At 69.5% G+C, this 14,429-nt stretch carries 13 protein-coding genes; 1 reads left to right on the top strand and 12 read right to left on the bottom strand.

Going from position 1 to position 14,429, the window contains the following annotated elements; translation table 11 throughout:
* Positions 1-13 precede the first annotated feature (13 nt).
* Genes J2X20_RS14830 through J2X20_RS14780 form a run of 11 tightly spaced genes read right to left on the bottom strand, consistent with a single transcriptional unit; the run spans position 14 to position 11,199 of the window.
* A complete protein-coding gene (locus tag J2X20_RS14830) occupies positions 14-346 on the bottom strand; it encodes an antibiotic biosynthesis monooxygenase family protein (protein WP_310266080.1) in 333 nt (110 codons plus the stop codon).
* Positions 346-2,256, bottom strand: a complete 1,911-nt coding sequence (locus tag J2X20_RS14825) for a B12-binding domain-containing radical SAM protein (protein WP_310266077.1) — start codon at positions 2,254-2,256, stop codon at positions 346-348. Before J2X20_RS14825 ends, J2X20_RS14830 begins: the two co-directional genes overlap by 1 nt.
* A gap of 42 nt (positions 2,257-2,298) precedes the next feature.
* Complete coding sequence (locus tag J2X20_RS14820; protein ID WP_310266074.1) at positions 2,299-2,625, bottom strand: hypothetical protein; 327 nt, start codon at positions 2,623-2,625, stop codon at positions 2,299-2,301.
* Positions 2,626-2,679: 54 nt separating this feature from the next.
* The gene (locus tag J2X20_RS14815; protein WP_310266072.1) at positions 2,680-4,329 is read right to left on the bottom strand and encodes a GMC family oxidoreductase; all 1,650 of its coding nucleotides are present in this window, start codon (positions 4,327-4,329) and stop codon (positions 2,680-2,682) included.
* A gap of 52 nt (positions 4,330-4,381) precedes the next feature.
* Positions 4,382-5,674, bottom strand: a complete 1,293-nt coding sequence (gene creD / locus J2X20_RS14810) for a cell envelope integrity protein CreD (RefSeq protein WP_310266070.1) — start codon at positions 5,672-5,674, stop codon at positions 4,382-4,384.
* A gap of 59 nt (positions 5,675-5,733) precedes the next feature.
* Positions 5,734-7,155, bottom strand: a complete 1,422-nt coding sequence (creC, locus tag J2X20_RS14805; RefSeq protein ID WP_310266068.1) for a two-component system sensor histidine kinase CreC — start codon at positions 7,153-7,155, stop codon at positions 5,734-5,736.
* Positions 7,152-7,823, bottom strand: a complete 672-nt coding sequence (gene creB / locus J2X20_RS14800) for a two-component system response regulator CreB (RefSeq protein WP_310267844.1) — start codon at positions 7,821-7,823, stop codon at positions 7,152-7,154. The genes creC and creB overlap by 4 nt, the downstream gene beginning before the upstream one ends.
* Entirely contained in the window at positions 7,811-8,836 is a 1,026-nt protein-coding gene (locus tag J2X20_RS14795; protein WP_310266066.1) for an NAD(P)H-dependent flavin oxidoreductase, read from the bottom strand. The genes creB and J2X20_RS14795 overlap by 13 nt, the downstream gene beginning before the upstream one ends.
* A gap of 10 nt (positions 8,837-8,846) precedes the next feature.
* On the bottom strand, positions 8,847-9,488 hold the full coding sequence (locus J2X20_RS14790) for a MarC family protein (RefSeq protein ID WP_310266064.1): 642 nt from the start codon (positions 9,486-9,488) through the stop codon (positions 8,847-8,849).
* 41 nt (positions 9,489-9,529) lie between these two features.
* Positions 9,530-10,309, bottom strand: a complete 780-nt coding sequence (locus J2X20_RS14785) for a helical backbone metal receptor (RefSeq protein ID WP_310266062.1) — start codon at positions 10,307-10,309, stop codon at positions 9,530-9,532.
* Entirely contained in the window at positions 10,306-11,199 is an 894-nt protein-coding gene (locus tag J2X20_RS14780) for a hypothetical protein (protein WP_310266060.1), read from the bottom strand. Before J2X20_RS14780 ends, J2X20_RS14785 begins: the two co-directional genes overlap by 4 nt.
* Positions 11,200-11,432: 233 nt before the next feature.
* Here J2X20_RS14780 and J2X20_RS14775 point away from each other — a divergent pair, with 233 nt between their 5' ends.
* Positions 11,433-11,963 carry an RNA recognition motif domain-containing protein gene (locus J2X20_RS14775; protein ID WP_310266059.1) on the top strand — a complete coding sequence of 177 codons (531 nt, stop codon included), beginning with the start codon at positions 11,433-11,435 and terminating at the stop codon, positions 11,961-11,963.
* 69 nt (positions 11,964-12,032) lie between these two features.
* On the opposite strand, the gene J2X20_RS14770 is transcribed toward J2X20_RS14775, so the two are convergent.
* The gene (locus J2X20_RS14770) at positions 12,033-14,330 is read right to left on the bottom strand and encodes a carbohydrate binding family 9 domain-containing protein (protein WP_310266057.1); all 2,298 of its coding nucleotides are present in this window, start codon (positions 14,328-14,330) and stop codon (positions 12,033-12,035) included.
* Positions 14,331-14,429: the final 99 nt, after the last annotated feature.

Here is a 14,429-nt window from a genome sequence, read left to right as displayed (position 1 = left end):
CACTGCACAAAAGTCAGTGGGCTGGCGTGGTTTCGGCGAGCGGATGCGCGATGCCGCCGTCGCCGTAGGTGCGCACCACCTCGGCGATGACCACCTGGTAGCCCCTCAGCCACTTGGCCTGGGCCTGCTTGGCCTCGCGGTGAGCGGGGTGGCTCATCAGCTGTTGCAGGGCCTCCATCGAATCCCAGTAGTAGACGTTGGAGATCAGGCCGGTGGCGGCGTTCTCCCAGGCCTCCTCGCCGAGATAGCCGGGGATGGAACGGGCGACGGCCGCGATGCGCTCGTCCAGCGCGAAGAAGTCGGCGTCGTAGTCGCCCTTGGCGAAGGTGAAGGTGGAGGTGAACATCAGGAGATTGTCGTCAGCGCGCGCTCGACAAAGCGGCGCGGCACCGTGGTCTTGGGCACGCGCACCGGGAACCAGGAGCGAATGTCCTGCTCGATGCCGATGCCGTGCATGAAGTTGTAGAGGCCCTTCTTCAGCCCCTGGCCCAGGCCGTCGTGGTCGGTGGGCGTGGGGTCGATGAAGGCGATGTCGTTCCGGGCAAAGCGGCCATCCGCCGGCAGCGGCTGCAGCGTGACGCCATATTCGGCCGGGTTCAGGCCGACGGGCGAGTGCACCGTGCAGGCAAAGCGGTGGAAGAAGCCGCTGTGGATGCAGCCGTTCTCGAACAGCTGGCGCACATACTCCAGCGCGTCGACGGTGTCCTGGGTCGTCTGCGTCGGGAAGCCGTACATCAGGTAGGCGTGCACGAGGACGCCGGCGTCGGCGAAGGCCTTGGTCACGCGCGCCACCTGCTCGACGCTGACGCCCTTCTTCATCAGCTTCAGCAGCCGGTCCGAGGCCACCTCCAGCCCGCCCGAGATGGCGATGCAGCCGCTGTCGGCCAGCAGCTGGCAGAGCTCGGGCGTGAAGGTCTTTTCAAAGCGGATATTGCCCCACCAGGAGATGGCCACGCCGCGGCGGATCAGCTCCTCGGCCAGGGCCTTGAGCGCCTTGGGCGGCGCGGCCTCGTCGACGAAATGAAAGCCCGTCTGCCCCGTCTCCCCGACGATGGCCTCGATGCGGTCCACCAGCACCTCGGCCGAGGCGGCCTCGTAGCGCGAGATGTAGTCCAGGCTGACGTCGCAGAAGCTGCACTTCTTCCAGTAGCAGCCATGGGCCACGGTCAGCTTGTTCCAGCGCCCGTCGCTCCACAGCCGGTTCATGGGGTTGAGCATGTCCAGCAGCGACAGATAACGGTCCAGCGGCAGGCCGTCCCAGGTCGGCGTGCCGACGTCGTCAAAGGGAATGTCGGGTTCGACGAAGTTGGTGTACTTGACTGCGCCCTCATCGCGCCAGAAGGTGCGTACCAGTCGAATCTTCGAGCGCTTGCCGGCGACATGCTCCAGCAGGGCCAGCAGCGGCCGCTCGCCGGCGTCCAGCGTCACATAGTCGACGAAGTCAAAGACGCGCGGCTCGGCCAGTTCGCGCAGCTCGGTGTTCACATAGCCGCCGCCCAAAACACAGACGACCTCGGGCCGCGCGGCCTTGATGCTCTGGGCGATGCGCAGGGCCGCGTAGACCGAGCCGGGGAAGGGCACGGACAGCAGCACGACATCGGGCTGGTGCTGCTCCAGTGCGGCCAAGGTCAGCGCGTGCAGCGTGCGGTCGACGAGATTGGGCGGCGCGGCCAGGGCCTCGGCCAGTGGATCGAAATGGGCCTGGGCCGCGGCCAGGGACTCGGCATAGCGGACGAACTCGAAACGCTCGTCCACGGCGTCGCGCAGCACATCGGCGAGGTCGTTCAGGAACAGCGTGGCCAGATGGCGGGCGCGGTCCTGCAGGCCGAGGGCGCCAAAGGCCCAGGCGAGCGGGTCGCCGCCGTCTTCGTCGACATAGTTGTCCAGCGAGGCGAAGCGCGCGCCCTCGGGCAGAAAGCTGCGCGTGTTGATGCGGTGGGCCAGCGTCGGGTCGCGGCCTTGCAGGAACCCAAGGGTGCGCGGGGCAGCGGCGGCGATGGCGTCGAACTCGGCGGCAAACCAGGCGGTCTGCGGCGTGCGCTTCGCTTCAGGCAGGGCGTGCACGGCCTCGCGGATCTGAGTCAGACCGGCGGGCGAGAACAGCTCCAGCACCAAGGTCAGCGCCAGGTCCACCTGATGCGCGTCGATGCCGCGCGAGCGCAGGAAGCCGGTCAGATAGGCGGTGGACGGGTAGGGCGTGTTCAGCTGCGTCATCGGGGGGATGACGGAGAGGACACGGGAAGACGACAACGACATTCGCGGATTGTCGCGGCCGCGGCATATTTGGGCGCCTGTGCGCTACCTGTAGGAGATCAAAACTCCGCGCACATGTCTCTCCTGCTTGAAATTCTTCGAGCCTTGAGTGCCAGAGACTGCGAGTTCGGTATCGGAAATCCATTCCAGCTTCAGCGGCACCGTTCCATCGGCGATGAACGCACTTCCGGTTTCTTCCCCGGGCGCGTCGTCGGCCGGCACGATGGAAAGCTGAGTGTTGAAACCTGTTGTCGCGCCGCAATTGCGACTGAACACCACAGCGCTGAACCTGCCGCTCGGCGATGCGACTTTTGCGACGGTGTTGTTTTCGCAGGGATCACTACAACCGACCACGGCCATTGAGATTGCCATGACGACGAGAGAGATGACTGCGCTCCGTCCTTTGTGTGAAGGCGAGGGCAATTGCTATCCCGCCAACCACCCAGCCAACTTCTCCGCAATCATCAACGTCGGCGAATTCGTATTCCCGCTCGTGATTGTCGGCATCACGCTCGCGTCCGCCACGCGCAGGCCGCTCACGCCGCGCACACGCAGCCGCGAGTCGACGACGGCGTAGTGGTCGTCCTTGCGGCCCATGCGGCAGGTGCCCACGGGATGGAAGATGGTGGTGGCGATATCGCCGGCCAGGCGGGCCAGCTCCTCGTCGGTCTGGTACTGCGGGCCCGGCTTGTATTCCTCGGGCTTGAAGGCAGCCAGGGCCGGTTGCGACACGATGCGGCGCGTCAGCTTCAGGCTGTCGGCCGCCACCTGGCGGTCCGCATCCGTGGACAGGTAGTTGGGTTTGATGGCCGGCGCCACCGCTGCGTCGGGGGAGGTCGCGTAGACCGCGCCGCGGCTGGTCGGGTTGAGGTTGCAGACGCTCGCCGTGAAGGCGTTGAAGCCGTGCAGGGGCTCGCCGAAGGCGTCCAGCGACAGCGGCTGCACGTGGTATTCCAGGTCGGGCCAGGCTCGCTCGGGGTTGCTGCGCGTGAAGGCGCCCAGCTGTGACGGGGCCATGCTCATCGGGCCGCTGCGGCGCAGCGCGTATTCCAGGCCGATCATGGCCTTGCCGAGCAGCGAGGCCGAGCGGGTGTTCAGGGTCTTGGCGCCTTCGACCTTGTAGATGGCGCGGATCTGCAGATGGTCCTGCAGGTTGGCACCGACGCCGGGCAGGTCCTGCTCGACCGCGATGCCGAGCTTGTGCAGCAGGCTTTCAGGGCCCAGTCCCGAGAGTTGCAGGATGTGGGGCGAACCGATGGCGCCGGCGGCCAGCAGGACCTCGCCGCCCGCATTCAGCCAGGGCTGCTCGACGCCATGCGGTGTCAGCACCTCGACGCCCGCGCAGCGCAGGCCGGCATCGTCGCGCAGCAGGCGCAGCTTGCGCACCTGGGCGCCGGTCCACAACTCGAAGTTGGGCCGGCCGAACGCCGTCGGGCGCAGAAAGGCCTTGGCGGTGTTCCAGCGCAGGCCCTTCTTCTGGTTGACCTCGAAATAGCCCACGCCCTCATTCGTGCCGGCATTGAAGTCGCTGGTGGCCGGAATGCCGGCCTGTTGGGCGGCTTGGGCAAAGGCGTCGAGGATGGGCCAGCGCAGGCGCTGCTGCTCGACCCGCCATTCGCCCTTGCTGCCGTGCACGGCGGCAAAGCCTTTGGGTGCGGTCTCGGGCTTGTCCAGCCGCCAGTGGCTTTCGTGCTTGCGAAACGCCCGCAGCACACGCTCCCAGCGCCAGGTGTCGTCGCCGGTGACTTCGGCCCAATGCTCGTAGTCGCGACTCTGGCCACGCATATAGATCATGCCGTTGATGCTGGAGCTGCCGCCCAGCACCTTGCCGCGCGGGTAGCGCAGGCTGCGGCCGTTCAGCCCAGCCTCGGCCTCGGTGTTGAAGCACCAATCGGTGCGCGGGTTGCCGATGCAGTAGAGATAGCCGACCGGGATGTGGATCCAGTGGTAGTCGTCCTTGCCGCCGGCCTCGATGAGGAGGACGCGCTTCTCGGGATCGGCGCTGAGCCGGTTCGCGAGCAGGCAGCCGGCGGTGCCGGCGCCCACGATGATGTAGTCGAAACCTTGACGGGCCATGAAGCGCTAACGAGGCGTGCAGGGGGCTGCGGGATGCAGCCCCTAGCGTACGTTACTCGCCGGCGGTAGCCCCCAGGCGATACCAATCCAGCTTGCGCGTGAGCGTCATCACGGCGGCGAGCACGGTGAACAGCAGCACCGCGCCGATGACCAGGGCGGTCTGTTCGCGGCTCAGCAGCACATAGAGGGCGCCATAGAGCAGGGCGATGCCGCCGCCAAACGCAGTGCCGCGCAGCCAGCCGCCCAGCATGGCCGCGGCGTACTGCGTCAGCACCACGGCGGCGGCGCTCGAGGCGATCAGATAGGCCATCAGGAAGGGCAGGTGCTCCGACAGGCTGAGCAGCAGCAGGAAGAACAGGCTCAACGCCATGCCGACGAGCAGGTACTGCACTGGGTGCACGCGCCGGCCCGTCAGCAGTTCGGTCAGACCGACGGTGACGAAGGTCAACGCGATGAACATCAGGCCGTATTTGATGGCGCGGTCGCTCATGACATAAGGGTTCACCGGGTCGATGAACTCGACATCCAGGGTGTCGGGGCATTTCTCGCCGGCCGCGACCTGGTTGGCGGCGTTGCTGGCCAGCTCGGTCACCTTCCAACCGGCCTCGAAGCCGCTGACGCCGACCTTGCGATCCGCTGGCAGGAAGCGTCCGCCAAAGCTCGGATGCGGCCAGCTCGATTGGAGGCCGACGGTGGTGCTGCCAGCCGCCGGCACGACGCCGAAGCGCTGGCTGCCGACGAGGTCCAGCGCCAGGCTCAGGGACAGGCCGGTGTCCAGGCGCAGGCCCGGCAGCGGTGCATGCAGGCCGTTGCGGTAGACGGGGTGGGTAGTGCCGGGCTTCACGGCGAGGCTCTGCCCGTCGCGCTTGAGTTCGGCGCCGCGCAGGCCGCGCGCATCGCTGACGGAGAACATCACCGCCACATCGCCGCATTCGACCTGGCTGCCGGGCCTCTCGCCGCGTGGGGTCAGCGCAGCGGCATCGCTCCAGCGTGCGGTCAGGTTGAGCTTGCCGGCATAGGTGTTGACCTTGAACAGGCCGCGGTAGCGCGTCTCGGGTGTCAGGCCGCCGTTGACGGCCAGTTGGGCGGGGGCCGCGGTCAGCGTGAAGCTGCGCGATTCGGCGTCGCCCTGGCCGTTCTTCCAGAGTTCCTTGCAGGAGCGCACGAGCAGGGGGCCGAGCAGGGTCTGCGAGCCGGCGAGGGCCTGTTCGACGCCTTGCACGGCCTCCTGTTGCCTGGCCTGGCGCTCGTGCACGAGGCCGCCGATCTGGGCGAGCACGATGCACAGCAGCAGGGAGACGACGGCCAGGATGGCCAGCTTGGAAAATGTGGGGTTGAGCTTCATGCCGCCAGCATCGCCAGCGGCCGTGAGGGCATGACGAAGTCTGTGAAGCCGGCGTGAAGTCAGCGCGGCAGGATGAGCGTCACCCGCAGCCCCGGCTCCGCCGCCTCGAAAGTCAGCCGCCCGCCATGCAGCTCGGCCACGCGCCTCGCGATGGCCAGTCCCAGGCCCGAGCCCTTGACCAGGCTGCCCGGCCGCGCTGTCGAGAAGAAGCGCTTGCCGAGCTGGGCGAAGCCGGCGGGCGGCACGCCGGGGCCGTGGTCGCGCAGCGTCAGCCTTGCGGTCGTCGGCGTCGTGCTGACCGCCAGTTCCAGCGTCGAGCCGGCGGGCGCGAAGTCGATGGCATTGACGAGGAGGTTGCCGAAGGCCAGCTCCAGCAGGGCGGTGTCGGCTTCAACCGTCACGTCGTCACGCGCCGTCCAGGTGATGCGCAGGCCCTGTTGCTCCAGCCGCGGCGCCTGGCGGTCCAGCTGGGCTTCGACCCAATCGGTCAGCGTGATGCGCTGGCGCTCGCCGAGGCCCACCTGGGCCTCCAGCTGCGACAGCGCCAGCACACGCTCCACCAGGGTCTGCAGGCGCGCCGTCTGGTCCAGCACCTGGCCTGCGAAGCGCTTGCGATCGGCCTCCGGCAACTCGTCCTGCAGCAGCTCGCCGCTGGCGCGCAGGGCCGCGAGCGGGCTCTTCAGCTCATGCGTCAGTGCGCGCACATCGTGCTCGAGCTGTTCGCGCCCCTCGAGGCGACGGCGCATGTCGTCCATGGCGACGGCGAGGTCGCCCAGCTCTCCGGGCACGGCCGGAAGGGTCTGGGCCTGGCCGGCCTGGGCCTGCTGGGCAAAGCGGCGCAGGCGGCGCACCGAGGCCACCAGCCATAGCGTCACGCCCACGCCGACGAGGAGGCTGGTCGCCAGCAAGGCGGCGCCGGCCCAGAACACGCGGCGCTCGGCACGGTCGATGAAGGCCTGCACGCTGGCCACCGGCTTGGCCACGCTGACGACGCCCAGGGTGCGGCCGTCCTTCAGCACCGGTGCGGCGACGACGAGGATGGTGCTGCGGTCGTCGGCCGCGTAGCGCGTCGAGCGCGCGCCGTAGTCGCCGCGCAGCGTCAGCGCCACGTCGCGCCATTGCGAGTAGTCCTGGCCCACGGCCGAGGGCTGGCCGGAGTCGAGCACGACGCGGCCGCTGGCGTCCGTCACGTAGATGCGTAGCGTCAGGCTCTGCTTGCGCAGGCCCCAGATCGGCACGTCGATGTCGCGCTTCACATAGCGCTGCAACTGGGCGGCGAGTCGGCCATCGGGCACGGCTGCGCCGGCGGCCAGCTCATCGGCGGCGACCTCGGCCACCAGATGGGCGGTGTCCACCATCAGGTCTTCCATGACCTCGCGCACGCTGGGCTTGACCTCGGCGAGGAAGACCTTGAGCAGCAGCACGGCGCTGAGGCCGGCGATCAGGAAGAAGCCGAAGAAGACGCGAAGACCCAGCCTCATGGTTCGAGGGAGTAGCCCAGGCCGCGGTGGGTCTTGATCGGGTCGCTGCCAGGGGCCGCTTCGCGCAGCTTGGCGCGCAGCGTCTTGATGTGGGTGTCGACGGTGCGGTCGGTGCTTTCGGCGCTGCTGCCCCAGACTGCATCCAGCAGCGTGTCGCGGCTGTGGATGCGGCGAGGCGCGCGCAGCAGATGCGTCAGCAGCCCCAGCTCCAGCTTGGTGAGGTTGAGCACCACGCCGTCCAGGCTCACCCGCGAGCCCTCGACCAGGAAGCCCGCTGTGGCCGGTGGCGGCGCCTGCACGCGGCGCAGCAGGGCGCGCACGCGGGCGACGAGCTCGCGCGGGCTGAAGGGCTTGGCGAGGTAGTCGTCCGCGCCCAGCTCCAGGCCGAGCACGCGATCCATCTCCTCGCTGCGCGCGCTCAGCACGATGACCGGCAGATGGGCCAGGGCGCCGGCGCGCACCTCGCGGCACAGGTCCAGCCCATGGCCGTCGGGCAGGCCGATGTCGAGGATGAGCAGCTCGGGCGCCGGCGCCTGCTTCAGGCGCTCGCGGGCTTCGGCCAGCCAGGCCTTGTGCTCGACGGTGAAGCCCTCGCGGCGCAGCGCAAACGCGACCGTGTCCGCAATGGCGGGATCGTCTTCCAGCAGCAGGATGGTCAAGCGCGCCAGCCCTTCGAGAGTGCAGCGACGAGTTGAGCGGCCGTGCCCGGTGCGCGGTTCAGCGGCAGGGCCTGGCCGGCCCACAGGCTGATGAAGTCGGCCTGGCCGGCCTTGGCCGCGGCCTGGCGCAGGGGCCGGCTGGCGGCATTGGGCTGAGGGAAGGCGGGCAGGGCCACGCCCTCCAGCTCGCGGGTGACGCGGTTGGCCACGCCGCGGGCGAAGCGACCAGAGAAGGCCTGGGTCAGGGTCGAATCGGCATCCGTGGCCGCCAGCAGCGCGGCACGGTAGGCCGGCGACAGCGGGCATTCGTCGACCAGCAGAAAGGCCGTGCCGACCGTCACGCCGCTGGCGCCCAGGGCCTGGGCCGCGGCGACGCCGCGGGCGTCGGCGATGCCACCGGCAGCCAGCACCGGGATGTCGAGGGCATCGACCAGTTGGGGCACCAGGGCCATCGTGCCGATCAGCGCGCCTTCGGCTCTGCCCAGGAAGCCGCCGCGATGGCCGCCAGCCTCATAACCCTGGGCCACGACAGCGTCGACGCCGCTGGCTTGCAGGACCCGGCCCTCGCCGACCTGGGTGGCGGTGCCGATGACCTTGAACCCTTGCGCCTTCAGCGCCGCCACGCGCGCCACGCCCGGGTCGCCCATGACGAAGCTGATGACGGCTGGTCTGGCGGCGATGGCGGCCTCGAGCTGGGCGTCGAAGTCTTCCTCGTAGCGCTCCGGGCGCGTGGGCGCCGGCAGGCCCAGCTCGGTGTGCCAGGCGGCCAGGCGGGCGAGGTAGGCGTCCAGGGCGGTGTCGTCGCGCAGCCAGGGCTGGGGGCAGAACAGGTTAATGCCGAAGGGCTGGTCGGTGCGGGCACGGATGTCAGCCGCGATCTCGACTATGCGTGCGGGCGCCAGATAGGCCGCGCCGAGCTGGCCAAAGCCGCCGCCGGCGCTGACGGCGGCAACCAAGGCCGCGCTCGAGGCTTCGCCGGCCATCGGCGCCATCCAGATCGGTGGCAGGTTGAACAGGCTCATGGTGTCTCCCTCAACTGACGGAGCGTGCGGCGAGCACGGGGAAGAGCTTGATGAGGCCGTCGGCCAGCAGTTCGACGGCCAGGGCGGCGAGGATGAGGCCCATCAGCCGCGTCATGATGTTGATGCCGGTCTGGCCCAGCACCTTGGCGATCTTGCTGCTGGCCGAGAAGGTGATGAAGGTGACGATGGCCACGACGACGCCATAGCCGCAGAGGATGGCCAGCTCCCACCAGTGCCGGGTCTTGTCGGCATAGATGACCATGGTGGAGATGGTCGCCGGGCCGGTCAGCAGCGGAATGGCCAGCGGCACGACGGCGATGCTGGCGCCGGCATCGGCCTTGGTATTGCCCTCCGACACATCCTCCTTGCGCGCTTCGGCCGGTTGGGCGTTGAGCATCTGCAGAGAGCTGATCAGCAGCAGGCAGCCGCCGCCGACCTGGAAGCTGGCCAGCGAGATGCCGAAGAACTCGATGATCTTCAGGCCGAACAGGGCGCTCAGCGCGATGACGATGCCGGCCGTGCAGGCGCTGACCAGCATGGTCTTGCGCCGCTGCTCACGCGTGAGGCTGCTCGTGAAGTGGATGAAGAAGGGCACCACGCCGACGGGATTCACGATGGCCAGCAGCGCGACGAGGGGCTTGTAGATGTCCATGGCGGCAGATTGTGGCGGTCCGCCGCCGTCGGTGGAAAAACTCAGCCCGGTGAGCGATCTTGCAGGCTGCGCAGATAGTCCAGCCCCGCCGCCCCGCGGCAACCCCACCAGCTCAGCAGCTCGCCGTCGACCAGCTGCACGCGGGCCTGCGGGCACAGGGCCTGGGCCTCGGCGACATGCGTGGCGTCGAAGCGGTAGGGCTCGGAGCTCAGCAGCACCCGGTCGATGTCGCCCAGCCAGGGCTCCATGCCAGTGAGCGCCGGATAGCGGCCGGCGCCCTGCTCGCCGCCGAGCACGTCGGGCCAGGTGCGCCAGCCGGCTTCGGCCAGCAGGGTCGAGATATAGGTGTCGCGTGCCACCGTCATCCAGGGCTGGCGCCAGATCAGGTAGAGCACCTTCTCGCCGGGCCAGGGCGTCGCCCGGCAGCGCGCCAGGGCGGCCGTGAACTCGGCCGACAGGGCCGCGGCGCGTTCATTGACGCCCGGCTCGCCGGCAAACGCGCTGCGCAGCTGCTCGAACAGGGCCAGGTTGTCTTCGGGCCGGCGCGGGTGCGTGACGATGACCTCGGGCACGAATTCCCTGAGGGCTTGGGCCGTTTCGAGGCGGTTTTCGTCGATGTTGACGACCACATGGGTGGGCGCGAGCTGGCTGAGCTTGGCCAGGTTCACGTCCTTGGTGCCGCCCACCTTGGGCACGTCCTTCACCGCATCGGCGGGGTGGATGCAGAAGCCCGTGCGGGCGACGAGGCGGGACCCCAGCCCCAGGGCCACCAGGGTCTCCGTGGCGCTGGGCACCAGCGAGGCGATGCGCGGGGGCGTCATTCCGGCTCGGTCAGCGCCAGGTAGACGGCGCAACAGCCGCGCAGCCACACCAGGGTGGGCAGCACCAGGGCGATGGCGAAGACGACGCCGCCGCCGATCAGCGCGGCCAGGCCCAGCGACCCGCCCTCCAGCGGCATGCCGCTGGCGCCAAAGCCGCGCGGACCCAGGCCCATGACGCCGGCGAGCAGCTGGCGGGCGGGCAATTCGACGCCCGCGCCCACGATGGCCAGGCCGGCCATCAGCCGGCTGCCGCTGACGACGACAAAGCTGACCGCGGCCGTGGCCAGCGCCGTCATCAGATAGACGGCGGACATCAGCAGGGCCGTTTCGGGCAGGCCATGGCGCAGGCGCTCGCGCAGGAAGCCGATCACCTGGCGCCGGCCGGCCCAGACCGCCGGCCCGGCCAGCGGCCCGACCAGCACGACGAGGACGAAGCTGATGCCGCCCAGGGCCAGCACGCCGGCCGGCAGCACGACGGCCAGCAGGGGCGCGCCGACAAAGGGCCAGCGCGTTGCCCACAGCAGGCCGGCGAGGGCCAGCACGACCGCCCCCGCCAGGGCCAGGGCGACCAGCAGGGCCAGCAGCACGCGATGGCCGCTGCGCAGCGCATCGGCCAGGGCGTCCTGGGGATCGCGCACGAGCCGGCCGCGGGCCTGGTCCATCAACATCAGCCCGGTGGCATTGACGCCAAAAAAAGCGACAGCCAAACCCAGGCCCAGCCAGAGGGCGCTGAGCAGGTTCTGTTCGCGTGCCAGGGCCGACTGGGCCATGGCCACCAGCAGGCCGGCGAAGCAGAAGCTGGCCAGCAGGGCGTAAAGGGCGCGCAGATTGCGCAGCGCGTCGACGCTGGCGAGGACTCGGGAGAGGGCGGAGAGCAGGGTGGACGTCATGGATTTCACGCTTGGGCGGCGATGGTATCGATGACGGGCGCGTGATGGCCCCAGGGCGCGAGGGTTTGTGCTAGCTCGGAAAAACAACACTTGCCGGAGTGCCTCCCCGCAATCTTTACCCTCGCCACCATAATCAATTGCCTGTGTCTGGACGCCGCACCTTCGCTTGAATGGTTCACGATGGGTTGAAGCTCCACATGGTTTTTTGGTTTTGAGAAGAGAAGGGCTTCCCCATGGGAAACAAGCTTTACGTGGGCAATCTCGCCTACAGCGTGCGTGACGAATCGCTGCAAGAAGCGTTCGGTCAGTTCGGGACCGTGACCTCCGCAAAGGTCATGATGGATCGTGAAACCGGTCGCTCCAAGGGTTTCGGTTTCGTGGAAATGGGTTCGGATGCCGAGGCGCAGGCCGCCATCAACGGCATGAACGGTCAGGCCCTGGAAGGCCGTGCCATCGTCGTCAACGAAGCTCGTCCTCGTGAAGAGCGTCCGGGTGGCTTCGGCGGCGGCGGCGGCGGCCGTTCCGGCGGCGGCGGCTACGGTGGTGGCGGCGGCTACGGCGGCGGCGGTGGCCGTTCCGGTGGCGGCGGCTACGGTGGTGGCGGCGGCGGCTACGGCGGTGGTGGCGGCGGCTACGGTGGCGGCGGTGGCCGCTCCGGTGGCGGCGGCTACGGCGGTGGCGGCGGTGGCCGCTCCGGCGGTGGCGGCGGCTACGGTGGTGGCGGTAGCGGTTACGGCGGCGGTGGCCGTTCCGGCGGCTACTGATCCCCGATCTCGCGAGAGAACTGAGCAAAGCGCCCTTCGGGGCGCTTTGTCATTTCTGATGGCGCCTCTCTAGAAGTTCAAAGTTGCCTTCGCGAAGAGTTCGTTGGCGCGCACCGCACCCGGCTGCGCGCGGGCCCGGTTCAGGCCCAGGCTGATGACGCGGGACAGGCCGATGCGGTGCTGGAACATCAAGGACAGCACGTGTCCGCGGTCGTCCTGGGCGGCCAGACTGGCGGCCGCATCCTCGCGGCGGTTGAAGCGGGTCTGCTGGTAGATGAGTCTCAGCGACTCTCGCGGGCTCAGGTGCAGCACGACCAGGCTCTGGGCGCTGCGATCCGTGAAGGCGCGGCGACCATCGAGGGCGTCGACCCAGCCCAGGCCGAAGTGCTGCTCGAGCTCCAGCCACAGAGCGCCCGGCAACGGCATGCGCATCTGGGCCTGGACCTGGCTCTGCACGCCCAGGCCGACGCGATCGGCGTCGACATCCAGGCGCCGGCCCCATTCGACCTCGGCGTTCACATAGTTCAGCAATTCGCCGGGGTTGGACTCCATGCCGACCAGCAGGGTGCGCGTCGCATGCAGCTGGCCGCCGCTTCTGGCGCGGTGGCTGTCCAGGCCGACATGGCCCCAGACGCCGGTATTGCGTGCAGCCGCGAACCAGAAGCCCGGTTGCACGAGGCGGTCGACGATCTGGCCGGCCGCGACGCCGAGGAGCGGGTCAGCCAGGGTGCGCGTCTCCTGCAGCTTGAGCTGGGCTTCGTGGTCGTGCAGGGCGATGCCGGCGAATTCGCGCGGACCCAGGCGCAGATAGCCAAAGGCCGAGGCGCGCCGGATGCCGCTCTGGCTGACAAAGCCGTTGTCGTTGGCGAAACGCGGGCTGATCTCCTCGACGTTGACATTGGCCACCCAGTCCGCATCGCGATGCCGCCAGGCCGCCCAGGCGCGGTGGCCGCGCTCGCGGTTGATGTGCTGCACCTGGCCTGCGGCGTCCAGGCCGAGCGTCGTGCTGGACAGCAGCAGATGGCCGCGCCACTGGTCGCTGTCGCCGGCCCGCCAGACGCCGTCGCTGCCGACGACCTGCGTCGCCAGCCCGTCGCCGAAGTCGCGCAGCGACACCAGGCCGGCCAGGCCCAGGCCGCCCAATTGCATGCGGCCGCGCGCGAAGCTGGCCTGGGAGTCCCTGGGCTGCACGCCGGCGCGAGTGGCGAATGCGCCGGCGCGCAGCAGGGTGCCGCCGCCAGCGTCGCGCAGATGCAGGGCCGTGGCTTCGGCACCGGCGCCGCGCCAGGTCGCGCGCAGGCCCCAGTCGGGGTCGGTGATGGCGCGGGTGTAGAAGGCCGCGAGGCTGCGGTTCTCCCCCGACTCGTCCGCCTGGGTCGGGCCGACGACGTCCGCGCTCTCCAGAAAGAAGGGGCGCTTCTCGGGCACGCTGAGGGCGAAGCGGGTATTGCCGGCGAGCTGGGGCGCGTCCAGTTCGACCTGGGAGAAGTCGGGGTTCAGCGTCGCATCGACGACCCAGTCGGCACGCGGTCGCCATTTGAACTCGGCGCCGAGGCTGGCTTTGCGCGAGCGGCGCGTGCCATCGGCCTCGCTGCTGTCGCGCGTCGAGCGCAGCGTCAGCTCGGGGCGAAAGGCGATGAAGCTGCGCTCGCGCACCTGCTCGACCAGGTCGCCCAGGCCGTCCAGCGGCTGCAGTTCGGCGATGAAGCTCAGGGCATCCTTGTTCAGGGTCGGCGAGCTGACGTTCAGCGTGCGGTCCTCGCGCGGGATGTTGCGGGCCACCATGACGCGCCACGGCGCGCCATCGGCATGCGGAAAGCGCAGGGCCGCGAGGGGCCAGCGCAGCTCGATGCTGTAGCCATCGGGCAGGCGGGTGGCGGCCGCTTCGATGTCGAAGTCGGGGGCCGAGTCTTCGCTGTCCTCTTCGGCGGCGAACAGGCCGTCCTCGACGCCGCCGGCCGCGCCGACGCGCACGTACTGAGCCGAGCGGCGGTGGCCGACCGGGTCGATGAAGACGGCGATGAAGTCCTGGTCGGCCTTGACCTGGTCGCGCCGCGTGAGCGGTGCGCGGATGCGCCCGGGTTCGGCGTCCCAGGCGCGGATGCCGAAGACCAGGGCATCGTCGGTGACGAGGATCTGCACCGTGGTACGCCAACGCGCCGGCTGCTTGTCGGCAGGCAGGAATTGCGCGAAGCGCTCGTAGACCGGGGTGCGCTGCCAGGCCGCGTCGTCCAGGCGGCCGTCGATGACGGGCCGGGCTTCGCCAGCGGCCAGGCGCAGCGCAGTGGGTTGGGTCAGTTCAGGGGTGTTGCCCCAGGCGGGCAGGGCCAGGGCGAGCAGGCCCGAGCCGAGAAGGCGGAAATTCATGACGTGGTCCGAGATCGGCCGCCCGGCGAGAGCCGGAGGCTGCAGGATCAGGTGGGCTGGCGCCGTCAGTGCGAGACGTTATGCGCAGCCGGCGAGCGG

The organism is Roseateles saccharophilus, assembly GCF_031458095.1.
Taxonomy (GTDB): Bacteria; Pseudomonadota; Gammaproteobacteria; order Burkholderiales; family Burkholderiaceae_C; genus Pelomonas; species Pelomonas saccharophila_A.
The sequence above is the reverse complement of the archived record's forward strand: the minus strand, read 5'-3'. Positions and strand labels throughout refer to the sequence as shown.